The sequence below is a fragment of the Sphingobacterium sp. UBA5670 genome (assembly GCF_002420705.1).
Classification (GTDB): Bacteria; Bacteroidota; Bacteroidia; order Sphingobacteriales; family Sphingobacteriaceae; genus Sphingobacterium.
This window is the reverse complement of sequence record NZ_DIIM01000021.1, coordinates 344165-364969: the sequence shown is the minus strand read 5'-3', so window position 1 is coordinate 364969 and position 20805 is coordinate 344165. Positions and strand designations below refer to the sequence as shown.

21 protein-coding genes and 3 tRNA genes are annotated in these 20805 nt (G+C 39.1%); 11 read left to right on the top strand and 13 right to left on the bottom strand.

The features are described from left to right. Positions 1-168 precede the first annotated feature (168 nt). The 6 genes from B3C94_RS19605 to B3C94_RS19580 all read right to left on the bottom strand — a co-directional run bounded on the left by B3C94_RS19605 (position 169) and on the right by B3C94_RS19580 (position 5868). The gene (locus tag B3C94_RS19605) at positions 169-1422 is read right to left on the bottom strand and encodes a DEAD/DEAH box helicase (protein ID WP_293906842.1); all 1254 of its coding nucleotides are present in this window, start codon (positions 1420-1422) and stop codon (positions 169-171) included. A gap of 237 nt (positions 1423-1659) precedes the next feature. Then, a complete protein-coding gene (gene asnA / locus B3C94_RS19600) occupies positions 1660-2667 on the bottom strand; it encodes an aspartate--ammonia ligase (protein WP_293906840.1) in 1008 nt (335 codons plus the stop codon). Between the two features lie 293 nt (positions 2668-2960). Next, complete coding sequence (locus tag B3C94_RS19595; protein ID WP_046675441.1) at positions 2961-3287, bottom strand: HesB/IscA family protein; 327 nt, start codon at positions 3285-3287, stop codon at positions 2961-2963. 81 nt (positions 3288-3368) lie between these two features. Then, positions 3369-4547, bottom strand: coding sequence for a cysteine desulfurase family protein (locus tag B3C94_RS19590; protein ID WP_293906837.1), 1179 nt, complete (start codon positions 4545-4547; stop codon positions 3369-3371). A 26-nt stretch (positions 4548-4573) separates the two neighbouring features. Continuing rightward, positions 4574-4999, bottom strand: coding sequence for a DUF983 domain-containing protein (locus tag B3C94_RS19585; RefSeq protein WP_293906835.1), 426 nt, complete (start codon positions 4997-4999; stop codon positions 4574-4576). A 2-nt stretch (positions 5000-5001) separates the two neighbouring features. After that, positions 5002-5868, bottom strand: coding sequence for a helix-turn-helix domain-containing protein (locus B3C94_RS19580; protein WP_293906833.1), 867 nt, complete (start codon positions 5866-5868; stop codon positions 5002-5004). Positions 5869-6013: 145 nt separating this feature from the next. Between B3C94_RS19580 and B3C94_RS19575 the strand changes: the two genes are divergently transcribed. Then, on the top strand, positions 6014-6877 hold the full coding sequence (locus tag B3C94_RS19575) for a mechanosensitive ion channel family protein (RefSeq protein ID WP_293906831.1): 864 nt from the start codon (positions 6014-6016) through the stop codon (positions 6875-6877). Between the two features lie 145 nt (positions 6878-7022). Here the strand turns inward: B3C94_RS19575 and B3C94_RS19570 are convergent, their stop codons facing one another. The 5 genes from B3C94_RS19570 to B3C94_RS19550 form a co-directional block, all read right to left on the bottom strand. Continuing rightward, the gene (locus B3C94_RS19570) at positions 7023-7997 is read right to left on the bottom strand and encodes a 2-hydroxyacid dehydrogenase (protein WP_293906830.1); all 975 of its coding nucleotides are present in this window, start codon (positions 7995-7997) and stop codon (positions 7023-7025) included. A 154-nt stretch (positions 7998-8151) separates the two neighbouring features. Then, positions 8152-9582, bottom strand: a complete 1431-nt coding sequence (locus B3C94_RS19565) for a serine hydrolase domain-containing protein (RefSeq protein WP_293906828.1) — start codon at positions 9580-9582, stop codon at positions 8152-8154. Positions 9583-9613: 31 nt separating this feature from the next. Continuing rightward, entirely contained in the window at positions 9614-10354 is a 741-nt protein-coding gene (locus tag B3C94_RS19560; RefSeq protein ID WP_293906826.1) for a LytR/AlgR family response regulator transcription factor, read from the bottom strand. Next, entirely contained in the window at positions 10347-11393 is a 1047-nt protein-coding gene (locus B3C94_RS19555) for a sensor histidine kinase (RefSeq protein ID WP_293906824.1), read from the bottom strand. The genes B3C94_RS19560 and B3C94_RS19555 overlap by 8 nt, the downstream gene beginning before the upstream one ends. A gap of 3 nt (positions 11394-11396) precedes the next feature. Next, complete coding sequence (locus B3C94_RS19550; RefSeq protein WP_293906822.1) at positions 11397-12278, bottom strand: LiaF transmembrane domain-containing protein; 882 nt, start codon at positions 12276-12278, stop codon at positions 11397-11399. Positions 12279-12544: 266 nt separating this feature from the next. Between B3C94_RS19550 and B3C94_RS19545 the strand changes: the two genes are divergently transcribed. After that, positions 12545-12880, top strand: coding sequence for a DUF3276 family protein (locus B3C94_RS19545; RefSeq protein WP_209574768.1), 336 nt, complete (start codon positions 12545-12547; stop codon positions 12878-12880). A gap of 123 nt (positions 12881-13003) precedes the next feature. On the opposite strand, the gene B3C94_RS19540 is transcribed toward B3C94_RS19545, so the two are convergent. Further along, positions 13004-13831 carry an alpha/beta fold hydrolase gene (locus tag B3C94_RS19540; protein WP_293906820.1) on the bottom strand — a complete coding sequence of 276 codons (828 nt, stop codon included), beginning with the start codon at positions 13829-13831 and terminating at the stop codon, positions 13004-13006. Between the two features lie 187 nt (positions 13832-14018). Here B3C94_RS19540 and B3C94_RS19535 point away from each other — a divergent pair. The 9 genes from B3C94_RS19535 to eno all read left to right on the top strand — a co-directional run bounded on the left by B3C94_RS19535 (position 14019) and on the right by eno (position 19796). Then, positions 14019-14092, top strand: a tRNA-Arg gene (locus tag B3C94_RS19535). Between the two features lie 27 nt (positions 14093-14119). Further along, positions 14120-14193: transfer RNA gene (locus B3C94_RS19530), tRNA-Arg, on the top strand. A 172-nt stretch (positions 14194-14365) separates the two neighbouring features. After that, positions 14366-14439: transfer RNA gene (locus B3C94_RS19525), tRNA-Arg, on the top strand. Between the two features lie 74 nt (positions 14440-14513). Then, positions 14514-15083, top strand: coding sequence for an adenylate kinase (locus B3C94_RS19520; protein WP_293906818.1), 570 nt, complete (start codon positions 14514-14516; stop codon positions 15081-15083). A gap of 35 nt (positions 15084-15118) precedes the next feature. Then, entirely contained in the window at positions 15119-16117 is a 999-nt protein-coding gene (gene obgE, locus B3C94_RS19515) for a GTPase ObgE (RefSeq protein WP_293906816.1), read from the top strand. A 177-nt stretch (positions 16118-16294) separates the two neighbouring features. Beyond that, the gene (locus B3C94_RS19510; protein ID WP_293906814.1) at positions 16295-16651 is read left to right on the top strand and encodes an NINE protein; all 357 of its coding nucleotides are present in this window, start codon (positions 16295-16297) and stop codon (positions 16649-16651) included. Then, on the top strand, positions 16651-16962 hold the full coding sequence (locus B3C94_RS19505) for a DUF2752 domain-containing protein (RefSeq protein WP_293906812.1): 312 nt from the start codon (positions 16651-16653) through the stop codon (positions 16960-16962). Before B3C94_RS19510 ends, B3C94_RS19505 begins: the two co-directional genes overlap by 1 nt. A 226-nt stretch (positions 16963-17188) precedes the next feature. Beyond that, positions 17189-18289 (top strand): glutamine-hydrolyzing carbamoyl-phosphate synthase small subunit, encoded by a 1101-nt coding sequence (gene carA, locus B3C94_RS19500; protein WP_293906810.1) that lies wholly within the window; start codon positions 17189-17191, stop codon positions 18287-18289. A gap of 211 nt (positions 18290-18500) precedes the next feature. Then, positions 18501-19796, top strand: a complete 1296-nt coding sequence (gene eno / locus B3C94_RS19495) for a phosphopyruvate hydratase (RefSeq protein WP_046675452.1) — start codon at positions 18501-18503, stop codon at positions 19794-19796. 121 nt (positions 19797-19917) lie between these two features. Here the strand turns inward: eno and B3C94_RS19490 are convergent, their stop codons facing one another. Continuing rightward, a complete protein-coding gene (locus B3C94_RS19490) occupies positions 19918-20805 on the bottom strand; it encodes a DUF72 domain-containing protein (RefSeq protein ID WP_293906807.1) in 888 nt (295 codons plus the stop codon).

The window sequence follows — 20805 nt, the reverse complement described above, 5'->3', positions numbered from 1 at the left end:
CTGTTATACCCCTGTTACCCCCCCCTGTAATATTTCCGTTATTGTAGTAATCGGCCTTAATTTTTGGTTAATAAGGGACCTGGTTAAACTGGGCATTTTTATGATAAATTTTGGCTTCAACTGTGCGCAGTAAGTTTTAAACTATTCATCGAAGTGATGGAATAGCAATTAGGTACGCCCTATTTTTACTTTGCGGCCTTTGATTTTTTGCCCACTAGCCTTATTGATAATAACGGAAGCAAGCTTTCTTTTAACGGCAACATAAGCGACCTTATCTTTCACTTCTATTATGCCAATGTCTTCTTTTTCAATACCTTCCAAATGCAGGAGAAAACCTACGATGTCAATTTTATTGACTTTATCTTTTCGTCCAGCACTAACATAAAGTGTTGCAAAAGGTGAATTTTCAGGGAGGTCATAGAATTCAGGAAATTCCTCTTCAGGTATTTCTGTAGGGATATAAGGATATACTTCCTCCGGTTTGAGGATAACATAAACATCACCCTTCGCTTGCATACGGGCAGTACGTCCATTGCGGTGAATAAAACCGTCTTCTTTGTGTGGCAACTGGTAATGTATAATGGCATCAACCTCTGGAATATCTAATCCCCTTGCAGCCAGGTCTGTTGTGATCAGTACATTGTTAGAATGGTTTCGGAATTTGAGAAGTGCCAGTTCGCGATCCTGTTGTTCTAGTCCGCCATGAAAGGTGTCGTGGATAATATTGCGATTGTCCAGTAGTTCGCTGATGTGATCGACTGCATCACGATGATTACAGAAGATAATCATTTTTTTCGTCCCGATCTTGCAGATGAGTTTTAGTAATGCCTCCAATTTCTTTTGAACAGGGGCAACTACTTTTTTAATTGTAATGTGGGGTATATTCTGTGAATCATTCAGGAAATCAACAAGAATAGGCTCCTCTATCTGTGTAAACGGTGGGATTGCATCCATCATCGTTGCAGAAGTCAATATCCGCGATCTGAGGGTTGGTATATGTCGAATAATGAAATCCATTTGTTGCTGAAATCCCAGTTCCAACGATTTATCAAATTCGTCTAACACGAGGGTGTGGATATGGGACGGATCAAAATTTCCTTCTTCGATATGTTGTTTTATACGTCCTGGAGTTCCTATAATAATTCCTGGAGCATCTTTGAATTCATTTTTTTCGATACGGGTACTATGACCGCCATAGGCACAGGTGACTTTGTGGCCTGTGGCCACCTTACGGAGCACTTGTTCTATTTGTAAGGCAAGTTCGCGAGTTGGTACTAAGATCAATACTTGAACCTCCCGAACGATTTCCTTCAATTGCTCTAGAATGAGCAATGAAAAGGCCAGGGTTTTACCAGATCCTGTGGGTGAAAGTAAGATGAAATCATGGTCTTTTTGGTACGATTCCACTACTTTTTCTTGCATCTCATTTAAGGATGAGATACCTAATTTATTTAAAATAGCTTCTAGCTGCATTTAGCAAAAATACAAAATACCGCTATTTTGAAAGGAACAAACTCGAATGAAAATTTTTTAGGCATTTTATGTTCAAAAAAACAAGGTAATCAGTCTATAAAAGATGATTACCTTGCCTTGATTTATATCGATATACTGAACAACGCCGTATTGTTACCGCGTCGTTAATTCTCTATAAGTATTGTTTTATAAAATATCAATACCTTCTTGTCTTAATGTCTCTTTTTTATCTTCTTCCCAGATACTGACTTGCACCTCTCCAATATGTTGTTTTTTAAGCATAAACATACATACACGTGATTGTCCGATTCCACCGCCCATAGATTCTGGCAACTGGTCATTAAGCAGCATGCTATGGAAAGTCAGTTTGGACTTTTCTGTGCAATTTCTAATTTCCATTTGATGTGCCAAAGCCGTTTTGTCGACACGGATCCCCATGGATGAAAGTTCAAAAGCTGAATTTAAAATTGGGTTCCATACCAAGATATCACCATTGAGTCCTTTGTGGCCAGTCTCATTTGCTGTACTCCAATCATCGTAGTCTGCGGCACGCCCATCGTGTGCAACACCATTGCTGAGTGCCCCTCCAATACCATATAGAAATACGGCTCCATATTCTTTTGTGATCGCATTTTCACGCTCTTTAGCATTTAGATTAGGATATTTTTGAAGTAGTTCTTCAGCCGATATGAATGTAATGGTTTCGGGTAGAATCGCTTTTATCTGTGGATACTTGCTTTCAACCTGTCGTTCTGTAAATCGTAGCGCATCGTAAATTTTTAATACGGTTTCCTTTAGCAGGGCCAAATTACGCTGATCCTTTCCGATGGCCTTTTCCCAATCCCATTGGTCTACGTAGATGGAATGAATCGGGGTATAATCTTCATCAGGGCGGAGGGCCTTCATGTCTGTGACGATGCCTTCACCTGGCAGCATTTCAAGCTCTTTTAAACGGACTCTTTTCCATTTGGCCAATGAATGTACCACGACAGCTCTTTTTTCATTCAATGATTTAATCGGAAATGATACTGGACGCTCAATTCCATTTAAGTCATCATTTAATCCAGTACCGTCCAAAACCACCAAAGGCGACGAGATCGGAATTAGATTTAAAGATTTCTTTAGTTCTTGGACAAATGTATCTTTAACGAAGCTGATAGCAACTTCGGTATTTAAAAGTTTTCTTCCCTCCATATGAGTTAAATGAAATACCATGCGCAGATTGATACGCCTAGTTTTTATTTTTTATTCAGTTATTTGATACAAAAGTATGAAAATATCATTGGTTAATCTGTTTGGTTGTGATTTTTAATATTTATCCATTAAAAAGTTGAAAAAATAAAAAAATTCTAAGAAAATGAAGATAGGTCAATATTTTATTATAAAACTAATAATTTGTTGGTGCAACCAAAAGTGTTTGGTTACTTACCAAAAGAGCCTTGAAATATTTCAAGGCTCTTTTGCTTATGGTGGATCGAAGCGGATGACTAGACGGAGAAACTTTCGCCGCAAGCACAGGTACGGCTTGCATTCGGATTGTGAAATTCAAATCCTTTTCCGTTCAAACCATCTGAATAATCAAGTTCGGTACCCGCTAGGTACAAAAATGATTTGATATCCAAACAGACTTTTACACCTTTATCTTCGAAAAATTGATCACCTTTTTTTTCTTCATTATCGAAATTTAGCTTATAACTCAATCCCGAACAACCGCCACTTTCTACAGCAACACGCACAAAGTAATTGCTGTCATATTGCTCATCCTTCATGATTTCCTCGATACGAGTTTTTGCTTTGTCAGTAACTGTAATCATAGTATTATCCTTTGTATAGAACAAAGATACATACAATCTTGTTATATTTTGTCTCTTATAAAGTTTTTAGAATGTCATAAATTAGTCGATCAGGCCGGCTTGGAAGAGCTGCCATATTGGCGATTGATCGCGTATTCTTTTTACAGCCTCTTTGATGAGTTGCGCAGCTTGAATGATCTCTTCTTGTGTAGTCAGGATACTGAGGCTGAAACGGATTGCAGCGAGTGCATGTTCTTTGGGTACGCCCATCGCGAGCAGGACATGTGAGGCCTCCCTGGAGCCTGTTACACAGGCCGCACCTGACGAAAGTGCCAAGGTAGGGCAGGCAGTCATTATTTCACTTGCAAGCACATGTTTAAAGCTGATGTAGCTGGTATTGGGCAATCGTGTACAGTTCTTCCCATGAATGATGATTTCAGGAATACTACCTAAAATTTCCTCCAATAAATCACGATTCTGCCGGACGGTCGTGTAAGCCGCTGGGTTAATCAGGGAAATGGCTTTTCCAAAGCCAACAATTGCAGGAACGTTATATGTACCGCCTCTGAATCCATTTTCCTGTCCTCCGCCTACAATCAGGGAGGCGATTTGAATCGGTTTTGATTTTCGACGGATGTAGAGTGCGCCGACTCCCTTTGGCCCATGGAGTTTATGGGCGCTCAGGCATAGTAGGTCTATGGGGATCTTTTTCAGATCAATGTCGATTTTCCCGACAGCCTGTGTTGCATCACAGAAGAATAAGATGTCTTTTTCTGAACAGATAGCAGCAATCTGTGCTATAGATGCACATATACCGGTCTCGTTGTTTGCAGCCATGATGCAGACGAGTATAGTCTGCGCAGTAATGGCGTTTTTTAAGTCATCGATATCGATGGCTCCTTTCGTATCGACAGGGAGGTATGTGATTTGCGCTCCTTTTTTTGTCAATTGTTCACAGCAACTGAGCACAGCCTTATGTTCTGTTGAAACGGTGATGATATGATTGCCTTTCGAGTGATACCTGTCAAATATGCCGCAGATTACAGTATTAATACTTTCTGTGGCTCCGGAATTGAAAAAAATTTCTTTTGATGAGCAGTTCAGGGCATCTGCGATTTGTGTTCTGGCTGATTGGATAGCCGCATTGGCTTCACGTCCCATATGATGATAGACGCTCGATGCATTCGCATAATTCTGGATGAAGTAGGGAGTCATGTCATTCCACACTTCATCCAAAACTCGGGTTGTTGCGTTATTGTCCAAATAAATGATCTCCTTCATTCGGATAAAGATAAGGATAATGGTGTTTATGCTGAAGCTTTCACATCAACTTCCTTTTTTTTGACATTTGGATCATATCTCAGGCCCGGTGTTAACCAATACATCAGAATTATGCGGGAATAACGATAGTTGAACGGAGACATTAAAACAACGCTCATAATGGCAACTGTCGCATAAAGTATGAAAGAAGAATCGTTCCCTGTCAGGATATAGGTTGCCATACAAGCAGCAACCATCTCTGCAATGGAAAACGCATAGGTAACATACATGGCACCATAAAAATAACCTGGCTCACGTTCATAACGAAGTCCACAGTATTCGCAATGGCTATTCATTTTTTGTACTTTAAGACCATAAGCAGGGCCTTTGTATACATGGCCGATTCTGCATCTTGGACATTTTGCCTGCCATGCGGCTTTAAATTCAGATAATTCGTATTTAACCTCTTCCATAGTTATAGTTGTTTTCTGAACTCTTCTGGTGTGAGCCCAGCGGATTTTTTGAAAAATTTAGTAAAGTATGAGTTGTCATTGAATTGCAGCTCATCTGCAATCTCATTGATATTTAAATTTCGATTAACCAATAGTCGCTTCGCTTCGAGTACAATCCGGTTTCGTATAATTTCACCGGCTGATTGTCCGATGTAGGATTTGCAGATCGCATTCAGGTGATTAGGCGTAATAAATAACTGATCTGCATAAACACTGGGCAATTTGGTAGACTTGAATTGCTGTTCAACCAATTGCTGAAAACTATTGAATATTTTGTGATTATATGGCGTACCGTGCTCTTGATGATCTTTTTCGGTTGAAATGGATATATATAATATAAACTGGAGCAGAAGCGTACGGATGTAATCTTCTGATAGCCCCGCTGTCTTAGCCGCTAAAATCTGTTCAAGAATAGTGATCGACTGATTTCGAAATTGCTCAGCAATCACAAAAATTAAGTGTTCAATTTTACCTTGCAAGAAGCTAAAGCGCTCCAAATAATCGGTCCGCAAAAGAAAGGACTGAAAATAATCAATGGAAAAATTGACAACATAGCCCTCTTCATCACCTATAAAGTTCCAGGTATGGACTTGTCCCGGAACCATAAAGTAGATTTGATAAGGTTCAATGTTGTAATGATTGAAATCGATAATGTGTTCTCCCGAGCCCTTGATGAATAGTACAAAATGGAAAAAATTATGTTTGTGAGGAAACACCATATCCTGATGCTTGATGATATATTCTTTTAGATCATCTATATGAATCGTTGTTTTGTTATTGAGATCAATACTACAACTATCAATAATAGGAATGGTATTTTTTCTATTCATATAACAAAATTACGTTAAATATTCTTTTAATAGTGGTGTTTATTTGGTCTTTTGTGGTGTTTTTCAATGATTTTTATATTTTCATACGGTATCTGATATGTTGGAACAATCCTTGTACCTAGAGGTTTAAAATTTATTTCATAAAATGGAAAGTAATTTAAATAGTTTGGGGAGTAGATTTGGTCGATTGACAGATATTGTCATTGAGTCTATTCCGGGGATTATAGGGGGGATTATCCTATTGATTCTTGGGAAATATGTGATCAATTTTGTGGATCGCTTATTACATAAACGTTTCGAAAAAAAGAATGTAGATCCCTCTATTCGGGCGTTTATCTCCAGTATTGTTAAGATCGTCATGTGGGTTATGCTGCTTCTTACTGTCGCGAGTCAGATTGGCATACAGACCACTTCTTTTATTGCCGCTTTATCTGCATTCGGGCTAGCTGTTGGCATGGCGTTGCAAGGAAGCTTGAGCAATTTTGCCGGTGGAGTACTGATTTTGATGTTTAGACCATTTGAAGTAGGGGATTATATATCAAGCGCTAACGGTACAGCGGGAACGGTGGAGCGAATCGATATTTTGTATTCAACACTTATAGGTGACGATGGTGTGCGTATTTTTAGCCCTAATGGTCCACTAGCCAATTCTGTCATTAAAAATTATACAAAAATTGTACAACGTATGTTTGAATATACGATCACGATTTCGTACGATAAAAATGTAAAAGATGCTAAAGATATTATTCTCCGTGTACTTCGTTCAAACGAAAATATTTTGATGAGCCCTGAACCGACGGTATTTGTAAAGGAACTGGGTGATAATTCGATGGTGTTGACCGTTCGTGCCTGGACCAAGAGAGAGCACTATTGGCCAGCGCGGAATTCCATGCAGGAAAAGATTATGCTGGAATTGGAAAGAAACGACATTAGTTTATCATCCAATCCTACGCAGATTAGTATTGTCTCAAACTCAAATGACCAAGGGCTGTCTAAGGGGCAGATCTAGTCCGTATCAAGAGACTTTATGAGTACAAAGTACCGGTAGGCAATAATAGCCTGCTGGTACTTTTTTAATTTTAAAGGATCCTTTTTGCTATACTTTGGCAGGATAGCTTTATTGATGCTGTTTAAAAATTGGAAGAATCGTCTTTTCATGGATAAACTTCGTTATTGATAATCTGAGGCATTTTTTTTCCGTCAATTGCTATAAGCAAGTTACTGGCAGCCATAACAGCCATATTATCCCGCGTTTCTTCTGTAGCAGAGCCAATGTGTGGCAGTATACAAACATTTTCCATATTTAACAGCGGATTTTTCGGATCCATCGGTTCGGGATTTGTCACATCAAGTCCAGCTCCCCATAGTTGACCGGTCTTTAAGGCTTCTGTTAGATCTATTTCATTGACCAATCCGCCTCTAGCGGTATTAATCAATATAGCGGAGTTTTTCATGCGTGCGAATGTATTCTTGTCAAAACGGTTTTTAGTCTCCGGTGTCAGAGCTGCATGTAGTGAAAGGACATCGCTCCGCGTGAGCAGATCGTCGAAATTAACATATCGTGCGCCAAGAATTTGTTCCGCTTCTTCATTACGGCTTCGGTTGTAATAGATAATTTCCATGTTATACGCTGCTTTGGCTTTTCTTGCGAATTCAAAGCCGATCCGCCCCAGTCCATAAATACCCAGTGTTTTGTTGTTGAGCTCGATGCCTAAGTTTGCAGTAGGGTCAAACCCTTTCCATTCGCCCTGCAAAATTCTCTTGTGGTTAAAAAATGCCTTTCTTGATACCGAAAGCATTAAAAGGAATGCGACATCAGCTGTTGCTCCCGAAAGTATGCCTGGCGTATTGCTTACAGGTATCCCATGCTTTGTAGCGGCAGAGATATCCACGTTGTCATAGCCGACACTCATGAGGGATAGGGCTTTAAGATTTGGGCAGTTTTGGAAAAAATTAGCATCAAATTTCTGCATCCCGCCATTAAGGACATAGTCGGCTTGCTGGCTGGCTTTGATAAGTTCCATTTCCGATAGGGGATTTGGGGAGTCGTGTATGGTTATATCGTGACCGGCTGATTTTAATAGATCTATCCCTTTTTGCGGAATTCTTTTTGTGATAAATATCTTCATGTAAATAGCTGCTTTTTTAGCTTGTTTGTGATTGATCCTTGTGAATCAATTTGTATTACCTTATAGTCAAAGTTAATTATCAATCATTGCTATTACAACAAAAAAAGCCATATTGTTGTTTCAATATGGCTCATTATTCTATATTTTTTGATCTTTATTTTTTACGGAGCAAATAGTCCAAAATCGCTTTACCCTTGTCATCTGCAGAGATGGCTGAGTTGGACAGGACGATTACCCCACTTTTTTTATCTGGGGATAAGGCTAGATAGGAACTGCTTCCGGCGGTTCCGCCATTGTGCCAATAGACCGTTAGGTCATCAATCAGATTCATGTGCCATGCAAGTCCCAGGTCTGTATCTGGAGGTAGAAAAAAAGTAAATAATCGGGTGTTTGCCATTGCATTTTCCAAGGGAGTCTGCGGCATCTTGAATTGTGCATTCGCAAATTTAAGCAGATCCTCGAGAGTCGATTTTAATCCACCAGCGGAACCAAAAGCGTCAAATGACCAAGGAATTACTTCTTGACCATCTTTGTTGTATACTTTAAAGGTATCTTTTCTCTTAGGATCTAATACCTGAAAAGTATTGTTCATATCAAGTGGCTTGCAGATAATATCTTTGACAAGCTGCTCGTAGCTTTTCTTATAAATGCCGCATATAATATCGCCCAGTACAGCATAGCCAAGGTTGCTATATTCATATTCTTCCCCAGGGTTCTTTTTGTTTTTAAAACTTGATAAGTAATTATAAAGTGCCTTTTTGTCGTATGTTTTGTAGGGGTCATTTTCATTAAATCCTTTGACTTTGTCTAAATTGTCCGGAAGTCTAGGTAGGCCAGAGGTATGATTGGCCAACATCTGAAACGTTATTTTTGAAAGCTCTTCATTCTTTTTGAGTGTATCGGGGAGAAAGAGCGATATGGGCTGATCTAAGGTGATCGTTCCCTCTTCCACTAGGTTTGACAAAAGTATGGCGGTAAAGATTTTGCTCAGCGAACCGATTTCATAAATTGAGGTATTTGTAGGCGGGGTCTGGTTGCCTTTGACTGTCTCCCCATAAAAATATGTTTTAGTTTGTCCATTTTTTAGGATGCCTATGGCAAGTGATTGTGTGTTTTGCTGTTTTAAATAAGCATTGGCAACAGAGTCTACAAAAAGGTCATCGTTATCGGCTGATTTTTGCGTGACAGGTACCACAATAGTTTTTTCCACCTGGGGCTTTATTGCCAAAGGGGTAAGTTTTAATGTGTTGAATTTTAAGGTAGAATCTGTTGCGAAAAGGACTTCATAGGATTCACTGTCAAAGTCCATCTGATAAGTTGCCGTTCCTTTTTCAAATTCTTTTATTGTGGAACTTTTGACTCTTCCTAATGGATAGAGTTCCTGTAGTACTTGTGCAAATCTGGGTAGACTAATTTGCTGTTTGAAGGCATCACTTGCCAAGTTATAGGCTGAGTCTGTCATCTGGGAGTTGATGAAAAACTCCAGTCTATTGTAAACTCCTCTGTTGATCTGTTCCTCAGGGTTCGTTTGGGCAAAGGAGTAAGATGTGATGCCCAGCAATACTATTGTAATAAAATTTTTCATAACTATTGATGGGCACAAATCTACGGAATGTTTAAATTCCAATCAATTGTTTTAATCGCGCATAGCCTGATTTACTGATATTGAGCTTTTCACCTGATACAAGCGCTGCAATATAAGAGTCCTTCTCATAGGGCTCTAATTTGGCCAGCTGATCCACTTTAATGATAAAAGAGCGGTGAATGCGAACAAACTGATTTGGATCCAGCGATTTCTCAAAAAATGCCATAGTTTTATTCTTTAGATACATGCCATCTTTGGTATGAATTTTAACATAGTCATCGTAAGACTCCAGATATTTGACTGTATCAATCGGAATAATCTTGATTTGAGTACCTGTTTTTACAACAATACGGTCGATCTTTGTTTCGTCTTGTGCTGTCAGCACTTCATAGTTGGGCTGTACCTTTTTCTCGGGCGCAGAGTAGCTTGTTCTGAATTTCTCCAGGGCTTTTTTGAACCGCGTCGGCGAAACGGGTTTTAAGAGGTAATCCAGTGCATTCTTTTCGAAAGCTTTTAAAGCATATTCATCAAAAGCTGTTGTAAAAATGACTGCGGGCGGGTCGTCTACAAGTTCAAGCATTTCAAATCCCGTCAATTTGGGCATTTGTACGTCAAGGAAAATCAAATCGGGCTCGTGTGTATGGATGGCCTTTACACCTTCAAAGCCATCGCCACATTCAGCCATGATGGATATATCGGCTTCATTTTTTAGGTAACCCGCAATAATGGAGCGTGCTAGGGGTTCATCATCGATAATAACGACTTTAATCATATTGAGGTATTTTTAGGGAACTGATAAATATATTGTCTTGAATTTGAGTTTCCAGCAGGTCATTTCTTCCATAGAGCAGGTATAAGCGACGTTGAATGCTCGAAAGCCCAAACCCAGTACCTTTTTTCGGTTTAGATTGTTCTTCGGTGTCGAAAGGGTTGGTGATTTGAATCAGTAATTGACCGTCATTCGACTGGCATTTTATTTTTATTTCGACCTGATCCGTTACATTGTAAAGTCCGTGCTTAATGGCGTTCTCTACAAGAGGTTGGATGATCATTGCTGGTAATCTGTTGTTAAAAATTTCTTCTGAAGAAGAAATGGAGGTATGTAGTCTGTGGCCAAAACGTACTTTCTCGATATCGAGATAAAGCTGGAGGTGGTCAAGTTCTTCTTCGAGCGTGATGATCTGATTATTTTCTTTTCTTAATGTCCCTCTCAAAAAATCAGAAAGCTGGAATGTCATATTTCGGGCTTCGTCGGGATTAGCACCAATAAGCGCTATAATTGAGTTCAGGCTATTGAATAGAAAATGGGGCTGTAACTGTTGTCTTAGATTATAAAGTTCGGCCTCCCTAAGCAGGTTTTCGGATTCCTGTTTCCGTTTGATATTGTTGATATTGTCTTCTTGGATATTCCAGACAATATTGATAATGGCAACTGATGTCAAGATAAGGAAATTAACAATGCCGCGATAAGGTAATGTCAAATCCAAAAGTGGGGTAAAGGTAGATTGAATAAAGTAACTCATCAAGAACCGGCTTAATGCAATGCTTATTCCGCCCATGATCAAGCCGATGATGAGTACTTTCCAGATTTCCCGCGGTTGCGGGGTGTAGAAATTGAGTGCTGATGACATGCCATAACAGCAGAACATCATCACAAGACTATTTATAAAAGAATCTTTAAATGCGAGCTGCTGGTCAAAACCAGAACGAAGCATCAATAGATATTGTAACGCAAGATATCCGATAAATACGGATATGCAGATAATGCCTATTAATCGACTTTTAACACTGAGGAACAGCTTGTTTTTCATCTATTAAGCATTTTTTATGGTTAAATTACCTAAAATACAGGTGCCTGTTATATAGATTTTTTTATCTGTATCGGGGTTATAGATCGTTTGGAATCTGCGGTCATCGACAGAACCCAAGATCGAGGCAACATTGCTAAATACCGTCCAATGTGGAGGTATAATAATACGCGCACTGCCGAATAACTGGAAGGTGTCGATAACAATCGGCTGTTGAATGTCTGCTTTCGTCAGATCGAGTTCAATGCTCCCAAATACGTTGGTCAAATTGCCACCTCTAAAATGTTTAGAATAGATTACTTTCTTTTGGCCCGCAAAGATAGTGTTCAAATTGAGGTTGTCCTCAAATGAATGGTGAAAGGAATCTTTCTCTTTGTCGCCAAAAGCCTGCTGATTAGGCGAGGCTTGTTGGCTTGAACCGTATTGTTCGTTAAATGGTTTTGATTCCTGGGCAGCGGGGCTACTGTCTATCGAGCCTTCTGCAGGAATATTGACTCGCTTGTCCCAGTCATAAGGGCCTTGCGGCGGATTGGGGTAAGCTGGAGGAACCATTGGAGGTTTCCTTTTGCTCATGATAAAGTAAATCCCAAGAGAAATAATGATGATCGGTACAGTTACAGACCCAAAATCTGTACGCATCATTCTTGAGATAAGACTCGCTCCACCTATAATCAATAGGATAATTGCCGATTTTTTCTGGAATTGGGAATTCACTCCAATGACCAATCCGATGATAATTAGTATGGTTGGCCAGCTAAATAACCAATCCGGAAACCAGCTTCCTAAATTTAGATTATTCAATAATAAGAATATACCTACGATAATTACAATCGCTCCTACAATATTGCGGCTATTATTGCTGTTTGGTATGATGGGTTCTTTTTCCATAATGTTTTTACTATTTATGACTCAAAGATAGAGGCACAAATTTATTATACATATTTGCTTTAGGTAATACAACTTATATTTTCGGTAAATGTAATGATTTCGTCGGTAAAAAATCTTGTTGTTTAATTTTTATCCTGCGTATAAAAAGAATGGAACTACCATTTTTATGCTTAATTGTCTTTTTTTTTAATATTATTTGGTGTATTAAAATGAATTATTATATATTTATCAAAGATTAAGATTACTTTAAACTTAAATAACAACCAATGGGAGATTTTGAAAACAAAGAACGTGAAGAAGTTTTTTCAAAAAAGGTGAGAGCAGGTAAGCGTACTTATTTTTTTGATGTAAAAGCAACTCGATCGAACGATTACTACATTACTATCACAGAAAGCAAGAAGCGCTTTGAGGATGGCCAGTTTATTAAGCATAAGATTTTCTTATATAAAGAAGATTTTGAAAAGTTCGCTGAGGGTTTGACAGATGTGGTTAATTATATCAAGTCAAATCAGGAAGTAATCGAGAAACGTTATGAGCCTAATTTTGATGATGCATATGCCGAAGAAGCAGGTGCTCGTTCAAAAGACGATTTTTCGTTCTAGCATAAACAGAGCGAAATCTTAATGAAAAAAAGAAATAAAAGCCACATGAGTGGCTTTTTTTATTGTCTTTAGTGATGGCCTCAGCTTCCGAGACCCCAGTTACAGTAAACTTTGAATAGGTCTTTATATACTTCGCAGAAAATCATTCAGCACGGCATTGAATTTTTCGGGTTCCTCGAGATTTGGCAGGTGTCCGGACTCTTCAAACTCCATATAGCGTACATCTGGTATATTGTCGATGAGTATATTTGTCTGTTCTTCGCTCATCAGTTTATCGTGTTTACCTTTTATCACTAATGTTGGAATAATAATTGTTTTTAGCGAATGGGTTGTATCCGTTCTCGACGCGAGACCGAGTTGGGTAGCGCAGATGCTGGCGACCTCATTTCTGCGGATGCAGCTTTTGATAAGTTCAACTGCCTCGGGATTTTCGCGAATTGTTTTATCGTGAAATACGTTCGTGATAAAACCAATAGCAAATGGTCTTCTGCCGTATTTCAGTAATGCCTGAATGGAATCAAAACGTTTCTGTTTGCCTTTGTTATCGTCGGCAAGTGAATTGGTGTCACAAAGAATAAGTCCTTTGAGCTGCTGCCCGATGAGTTCATAGGTGCGTAGTGCAATGTAGCCTCCCATGGAGATTCCGCAAAGGATGACATGGTTGAGATCAAGTTTACGAATAAATTCAACGAGATCTTTGGCAAAAACATCCACAGAGAAAAATCCATGGCCATTGGTACTTAAGCCATGTCCCCGGACATCTATGGCAATTCCGGTATAATCTTCGTCGAGTTGCAGGAGCTGCTGTTTCCAGGTATTTTTATTAAATGGAAATCCATGGATAAAGATGATCGTTTTTGGAGAAGGGTATAATTTGCTGGGGCGGATATAATAGGAGATACTAATGTCTCCGATGCGAATTTTACTGAGTTTTAATTCTCTTTTGCTCATGAATGCTAACATTTGTCCGTGTCTGAAAAAAAAAGTTTATATTTTAAATATAATATTATCAACGAGATAAAAGAAATGTTGTTGTATAAAGTTTAAAAAAGAGAAAAAATGTTTGTTAAATCGATAAATATACCGATATTTGCATCACCAAAACGGAAAAGGATATCGGATTTGTTTTGGTTGCCTAGCGCTCCTAGCTCAATTGGATAGAGCATCTGACTACGAATCAGAAGGTTAGGGGTTCGACTCCCTTGGTGCGCACAAATACAGGTTCTGTATGTTAAAAAGGCATTCCTAGCTCAATTGGATAGAGCGTCTGACTACGGATCAGAAGGTTAGGGGTTCGACTCCCTTGGAGTGCACAAAGAAAAGCCAGTCAATTTGATTGGCTTTTTGATTTTAGAAGCATTATTGCAAGGCAGTCGGTGGAAGGAGGGAACTTCTTTTTGAAAAAAAATTTGTAAAAAAACGAATTCTGACTATATTTGCGTCACCAAAACACATGGGACAGAGTTCTAAACGTAATGGTTTATTGCGCTCCTAGCTCAATTGGATAGAGCATCTGACTACGGATCAGAAGGTTAGGGGTTCGACTCCCTTGGAGCGCACAACTGAAAAGCCTAGTCATCATCTGTGATTAGGCTTTTATTTTTTAACTCGTTTTAATTTCTTAAATAAAACTATGCTAAACCTTGTAATATTTGGCCCTCCGGGTGCAGGTAAGGGAACCCAATCTGCAAAGCTTATTGAAAAATATCAATTGGTTCATGTTTCAACTGGTGATATTTTTAGAGCACATATTAAAGGTCAAACGCCACTTGGTCAACAAGTGAGCCAGATTATTGCTGAGGGAAATTTAGTGCCAGATTCGATTACGATAGCAATGCTGGAAGAGGAAGTAAAGAAAAATCCGGATGCAAAAGGATTTATTTTTGACGGATTTCCTCGTACTGTTGCTCAAGCTGAGGCTTTGGATGCTTTTTTAGAAGGTATCAACACCTCAATCTCGGTCGTAATCGCACTGGATGTGAATGAGGATGAATTGAAAGAACGTATTGCCAAACGGAGAGAGATTTCTGGCCGTGCGGATGATGATGCGGATAAATTAGTGAAGCGTATCGATGAATATTTCACGAAGACGATTCATGTATTGCCTTATTATGAGGCGCAGGGTAAGCTTTCTAAAGTAAATGGCATCGGTGAGATCGAGACTATCTTTAAGAGCTTAACCGATATCATCGATAATTATTAATTGAAATAAATACTTTTAGACTGTAATAAATTGTAATGGCGCAAGGCTCGAATTTTGTTGATTATGTGAAAGTGTGTTGTCGTTCTGGACATGGTGGGGCAGGTTCAGCTCATTTGCATCGTGACAAGCACACAGCTACCGGTGGTCCCGATGGTGGTGACGGCGGTCGTGGTGGGCATATTATACTGAAAGGAACGACTAATCTCTGGACCTTACTTCATTTGAAATACCGTAAGCATATTATCGCTTCAAACGGAGAGTCGGGGGGCAGTTCATTGCGCACTGGCGCTACAGGTCGTGATGAAGTATTGGAGGTCCCTCTGGGAACAATTGCAAAGGATGCGGAGACGGGAGAGGTCTTGTTTGATATTACAGAAGATGGTGAAACAAGGGTATTGGTTCCTGGTGGAAAAGGTGGTTTGGGTAACTGGCATTTTAAATCGCCTACGCAGCAAACACCGCGGTTTTCGCAACCCGGCCTTCCTGGCAAAGAGCAGTGGATTATTCTGGAATTGAAAGTTCTTGCTGATGTTGGGCTGGTAGGATTCCCTAACGCCGGAAAATCAACATTGCTGTCTGTGGTCTCTGCTGCGAAGCCCGAAATCGCAAATTACCCCTTTACAACGCTTGTCCCTAATTTGGGGATGGTGAGCTACCGGGATAACCGTTCCTTTGTTATGGCAGACATTCCGGGTATTATCGAAGGGGCTTCAGAAGGAAAAGGATTGGGGTATCGTTTCTTGCGGCATATTGAACGAAATTCTGTTTTGCTGTTTATGGTGCCAGCTGATACGGACCGGACAATTCGCGAAGAATATGCCATTTTATTAAATGAATTGACTGCATATAATCCTGAGTTGGCAGATAAGCCCAAATTGCTTGCTATTACGAAGTCTGATATGCTCGATGAGGAGCTGGAGAAGGAAATGGAGCAGGAGCTACCGGAAGATGTGCCTTATATCTTCATTTCTTCGGTGACAGGCAAAAATATCTTGCCATTGAAAGATATGATCTGGAAAGCAATCAACTCTTAAAAGTTGAATACATAAACAGAAAAGGCGCTCCACACCGTGAAGCGCCTTTTCTGTTTCTATTAAATTCTATATGTTGCTAAAAAAAGAACATTTTATAAGTTTTTTTGTTAATTTCATGCTATTATTTTATCCTGGATGGACGACTGTTTTTTAGTTCCATCACCAAATTAAATCTAAATGAAAACAGAAGACGAAAAGTATTGCGTAGAATGTGGCAAGTTGATCAATATCAAGGCCGAGGTTTGTCCTTATTGCGGAGTAAGGCAGCCTATATTTTACGCTAACCAACCCTTTCAGCAACAAAATAACACGTTTCAGGATGACAGATGGCTGCCGGCGCTGTTGTTTTGCTTTTTTCTTGGGCCATTTGGCGCACATCGTTTCTACTTGGGCCAAATAGGTACCGCAGTGATTCAGTTGCTGACTTTGGGAGGATGCGGAATTTGGTATCTGATCGATTTGATTATGATTATTGTTGGTAAATATAAGGATGCAGATGGTAATTACATTAAAAGTCCGATAAACAATAATTAATGATTTATATCTTACTGAAATACCTTAAGTATCATTGGATCTATTCGTTGGTATTGGGGTATTTCGGAATTGCTATAAGCTTATATCTTTTCATGGATATCCATATTCTTGTTCCTTGCCTTTGGAAGGCTGTGAGTGGGTATGATTGTCCGGGATGCGGTCTTACGACCGCGTTGATTGCCTTGCTGCGCTTGGAGTGGCGGGAAGCCTGGCTAACGAATCCACTGATTTATATGCTTGTTCCCTTATTGATCGTTTTGATTTTGAGAGACTTTGCAGCGTTTTGGAGGAAGAAATTAGTTGAACAATAAAAAAACAAAAAATGTTTTCACTTTTAAGTGATATGTCGTAACTTTGTCTCCCGTGAAAATTAAAGTAGAGTCTTTATTGGTGGGTGCCTTAGGAAACGGTTTGTCAATCGTTATGATGCATTGTTAATTGATATTTAGCCCATTTGAGGGCTTTTTTTATATCCAATGAAGAACGCTTTAAAATTCATAAAAGTAAGGATACACATTTTATAATATTACATCGATAATGACCAACTACAGCAAATTGCCTGCAATTTTAGTTTTAGAAGATGGTACAGTTTATCACGGTAAAGCCGCTGGTAAAATTGGTACGACTACTGGGGAAATCTGTTTCAATACAGGAACAACTGGTTATCAAGAGATTTTTACAGATCCATCTTATTTTGGACAAATCATGGTAACGACCAATGCCCATATTGGTAACTATGGTATTGATGAGGACGATACCGAATCAAATCAAATTCAGATTGCGGGACTAGTTTGTAAGAACTACAACATTAACTACAGCCGTAAAATGGCTGATGAATCTATACAAAACTACTTTGAAGAGGGTAATTTAGTTGGTATTTCTGATGTAGATACCCGTTCATTGGTGCGACATATCCGCGATAAAGGTGCGATGAATGCGATTATTTCTTCAGAAACATTGGATGTTGAGGAATTAAAACGTCAATTAGCTGAAGTCCCTTCAATGGATGGACTTGAGTTGTCTTCAAAAGTGACAACAGCTGAACCTTATTTCTTCGGCAATGAAAATGCTTCGTTGCGTGTTGCAGTTTTGGACTTAGGAATCAAGAAAAATATCTTGCGCAATTTTGAGGCTCGCGATGTATATACAAAGGTTTTTCCTGCGAAAACAACATTCGAGGAAATGGAAAAATGGAATCCCGATGGTTATTTCATTTCCAATGGCCCTGGCGATCCTGCGCCGATGGATTATGCAATCGACACGGTAAAAGCTATTTTGAATGCAAATAAACCTATGTTTGGTATTTGTTTAGGTCACCAGATCTTGGCATTGGCAAATGGTATCCGCACAAGCAAATTGCATAATGGACACCGCGGTATCAATCACCCAGTGAAAAACATTATTGCTAATCGTTGTGAAATTACTTCGCAGAACCACGGTTTCGGAGTTGTGGCTGAAGATATCCAAAATTCTGAGAACGTCGAAATTACACACGTTAATTTGAACGATCAGTCTATTGAAGGTATCTGTATCAAAGGACAGAAAGCATTTTCGGTGCAATATCACCCAGAATCATCACCGGGCCCTCATGACTCGCGCTATTTGTTTGATGATTTTGTAGCGATGATCAAAAACTAAATTGTACAATATTATATAAAAAACCCTTCAGATCTTGAAGGGTTTTTTATTGTATTTATTTGAACAGTTATGCCGATGGGGCATATTTTATTCATAATAAATAGGGGAATAAATACATTTTTTATTATATTTGATTGTGAAAAATGTCTGTAGATAAGAGTGTGTCTTATTTACACTAAGTAATGAAAATAAATTATAGTCTAATAAAGAGATGAGTTTAATTATCGATGTTCATGCGCGTCAAATTTTGGATTCGCGCGGTAACCCTACAATTGAGGTAGATGTTACTACACAAAATGGTTTTGTTGGTCGTGCAGCTGTTCCTTCAGGTGCTTCAACTGGTATTCACGAAGCAGTAGAATTGCGTGATGGCGACAAGTCAAAATATCTAGGAAAAGGTGTTTTGAAAGCTGTTGAGAATGTAAACACTAAAATTGCAAAAGCACTAGAAGGTGTAGATGTTTTCGAGCAAAATGCCATCGATAAAATCATGATTGATTTAGACGGTAGCGAGAATAAAGGAAATTTAGGTGCAAATGCTATTTTAGGTGTTTCTTTAGCTGTTGCTAAAGCTGCTGCACAAGAGTCACGTCAACCATTATACCGTTATATCGGTGGTGTAAATGCGAACACGTTACCTATTCCTATGATGAATATCATCAATGGTGGTTCACACTCTGATGCACCTATCGCATTCCAAGAATTTATGATCATGCCTGTGGGTGCGCCTTCATTCTCTGAGGCTTTGCGTTGGGGTACTGAGGTTTTCCATACCTTGAAAAAGATTTTACATGACAGAGGTCTTTCAACTGCAGTAGGTGATGAAGGTGGTTTCGCGCCAACTTTTGAAGGTACTGAAGATGCTATCGAAACAGTTTTGAAAGCGATTGAAATCGCTGGTTACAAACCAGGCCAAGATGTTTGTTTAGCGTTGGATTGTGCTTCTTCTGAGTTCTACAAAGACGGTAAATACGATTATACGAAATTTGAAGGTGATAAAGGTGCTGTACGTTCTAGTGAAGAACAAGCAAGCTATTTGGCTGAATTAACAGCTAAATATCCTATTATTTCTATCGAAGATGGTATGGCTGAAGATGATTGGGCTGGATGGAAAACATTGACTGACAAAATCGGTGACCATGTTCAATTAGTAGGTGATGATCTTTTTGTTACAAATACAAAACGTCTTCAACAAGGAATTGATACCCATACAGCAAATTCAATTTTAGTGAAAGTAAATCAAATCGGTTCATTGACTGAAACAATCAATGCGGTTACTTTAGCTCAAAATTCTGGTTATACTTCTGTGATGTCACACCGTTCGGGCGAGACTGAAGATGCGACTATCGCTGACTTAGCTGTAGCATTGAACTGTGGACAGATCAAAACTGGTTCTGCTTCACGTTCTGACCGTATGGCTAAATACAATCAATTGTTGCGTATCGAAGAGGAATTGGGTGGTAATGCCCGTTTCATCGGTAAAAACTTTAAATACGCTAAAAAATAAGCTAAAGTTTGATTTTTAATATAAAAAGCCGAAGTATCTTCTACTTCGGCTTTTTTTTGTGCAAAATATCCTCAATGATCTTTTCTATCGTTGCCTCTAGCACCAGATCTGATATCCTGTCTTAGAATAAAGTATTTCCTGTGTTTTTGTTGGGATAGGTTAGATCCAAGTCGAATGTTGTATTCAGTTTTTTGATAAAATGCGTCGCCAGTAATGGTGATTCTATCTCAATGTTCTGGTGGATAAAGAAATACAATTTTTGCAACCCGTTTTCCCGCCATAGTTTCAGCACATCGATCCATTGATCCAGTCGATCATAGTCTGATGCATGATTTGCACCTACATACCGTACGAAAGCAATCGGCGTGGTCAAGCGCATATGGAGCATATCTCTCCGGCCTGCAGTATCGACCAGTACATTGGTCACATTGGTTTCCTCCAACAGTGCATAGAGTTCTTTTGTTACTTCGAGTTTGGAAAACCAATCTTTATTTCGGACTTCCAACGCTAGCGGGACCTCTTTTGGCCAGTCATGAAGAAATAGTTTTAAACGGGCCATGTCCTTTGGATTATAATTGTCGTGCATCTGAAGAAAAGCCATTCCCAGTTTTTCATCGAAATGAACAATGGAGTCCGTAAATAATTTTACTTTATCACCGGTATTCAGTAGTCTGCTGAAATGGCTGATGGATTGTGGTATTTTAGGGAAGAACTTGAAGTTAGCAGGTGTTTTCTTTTTCCAGGTCTCTACCTGGTCTATGCCAGGTGAATTGTAGAATGTAGCATTGAGTTCAACGCTGTTAAACTGTGTGGAGTAATAAGCAAGTTCGTCTTTTGTACCTCTGGGATAAAAGCCTTTTAAATCTTGTTTATTCCATTTTGCACAGCCTACATATACCTCAAAAGGTTTGTCTATTTTGAAGTGCTGTAATAAGGTTAAGGTTTCTGGTGTAGTAGGAGGAAGGGTAAAATCGATTTCCTCGGGATGTTCTACTTGGCCGAATTTCAT

Coding starts and splice junctions, on each gene's coding strand:
- B3C94_RS19605 (WP_293906842.1), bottom strand. CDS start 1,422: ATGCAAGAAAAAGTAGTGGAATCGTACCAAAAAGACCATGATTTCATC.
- asnA (WP_293906840.1), bottom strand. CDS start 2,667: ATGGAGGGAAGAAAACTTTTAAATACCGAAGTTGCTATCAGCTTCGTT.
- B3C94_RS19595 (WP_046675441.1), bottom strand. CDS start 3,287: ATGATTACAGTTACTGACAAAGCAAAAACTCGTATCGAGGAAATCATG.
- B3C94_RS19590 (WP_293906837.1), bottom strand. CDS start 4,547: ATGAAGGAGATCATTTATTTGGACAATAACGCAACAACCCGAGTTTTG.
- B3C94_RS19585 (WP_293906835.1), bottom strand. CDS start 4,999: ATGGAAGAGGTTAAATACGAATTATCTGAATTTAAAGCCGCATGGCAG.
- B3C94_RS19580 (WP_293906833.1), bottom strand. CDS start 5,868: ATGAATAGAAAAAATACCATTCCTATTATTGATAGTTGTAGTATTGAT.
- B3C94_RS19575 (WP_293906831.1), top strand. CDS start 6,014: ATGGAAAGTAATTTAAATAGTTTGGGGAGTAGATTTGGTCGATTGACA.
- B3C94_RS19570 (WP_293906830.1), bottom strand. CDS start 7,997: ATGAAGATATTTATCACAAAAAGAATTCCGCAAAAAGGGATAGATCTA.
- B3C94_RS19565 (WP_293906828.1), bottom strand. CDS start 9,582: ATGAAAAATTTTATTACAATAGTATTGCTGGGCATCACATCTTACTCC.
- B3C94_RS19560 (WP_293906826.1), bottom strand. CDS start 10,354: ATGATTAAAGTCGTTATTATCGATGATGAACCCCTAGCACGCTCCATT.
- B3C94_RS19555 (WP_293906824.1), bottom strand. CDS start 11,393: ATGAAAAACAAGCTGTTCCTCAGTGTTAAAAGTCGATTAATAGGCATT.
- B3C94_RS19550 (WP_293906822.1), bottom strand. CDS start 12,278: ATGGAAAAAGAACCCATCATACCAAACAGCAATAATAGCCGCAATATT.
- B3C94_RS19545 (WP_209574768.1), top strand. CDS start 12,545: ATGGGAGATTTTGAAAACAAAGAACGTGAAGAAGTTTTTTCAAAAAAG.
- B3C94_RS19540 (WP_293906820.1), bottom strand. CDS start 13,831: ATGAGCAAAAGAGAATTAAAACTCAGTAAAATTCGCATCGGAGACATT.
- B3C94_RS19520 (WP_293906818.1), top strand. CDS start 14,514: ATGCTAAACCTTGTAATATTTGGCCCTCCGGGTGCAGGTAAGGGAACC.
- obgE (WP_293906816.1), top strand. CDS start 15,119: ATGGCGCAAGGCTCGAATTTTGTTGATTATGTGAAAGTGTGTTGTCGT.
- B3C94_RS19510 (WP_293906814.1), top strand. CDS start 16,295: ATGAAAACAGAAGACGAAAAGTATTGCGTAGAATGTGGCAAGTTGATC.
- B3C94_RS19505 (WP_293906812.1), top strand. CDS start 16,651: ATGATTTATATCTTACTGAAATACCTTAAGTATCATTGGATCTATTCG.
- carA (WP_293906810.1), top strand. CDS start 17,189: ATGACCAACTACAGCAAATTGCCTGCAATTTTAGTTTTAGAAGATGGT.
- eno (WP_046675452.1), top strand. CDS start 18,501: ATGAGTTTAATTATCGATGTTCATGCGCGTCAAATTTTGGATTCGCGC.
- B3C94_RS19490 (WP_293906807.1), bottom strand. CDS start 20,805: ATGAAATTCGGCCAAGTAGAACATCCCGAGGAAATCGATTTTACCCTT.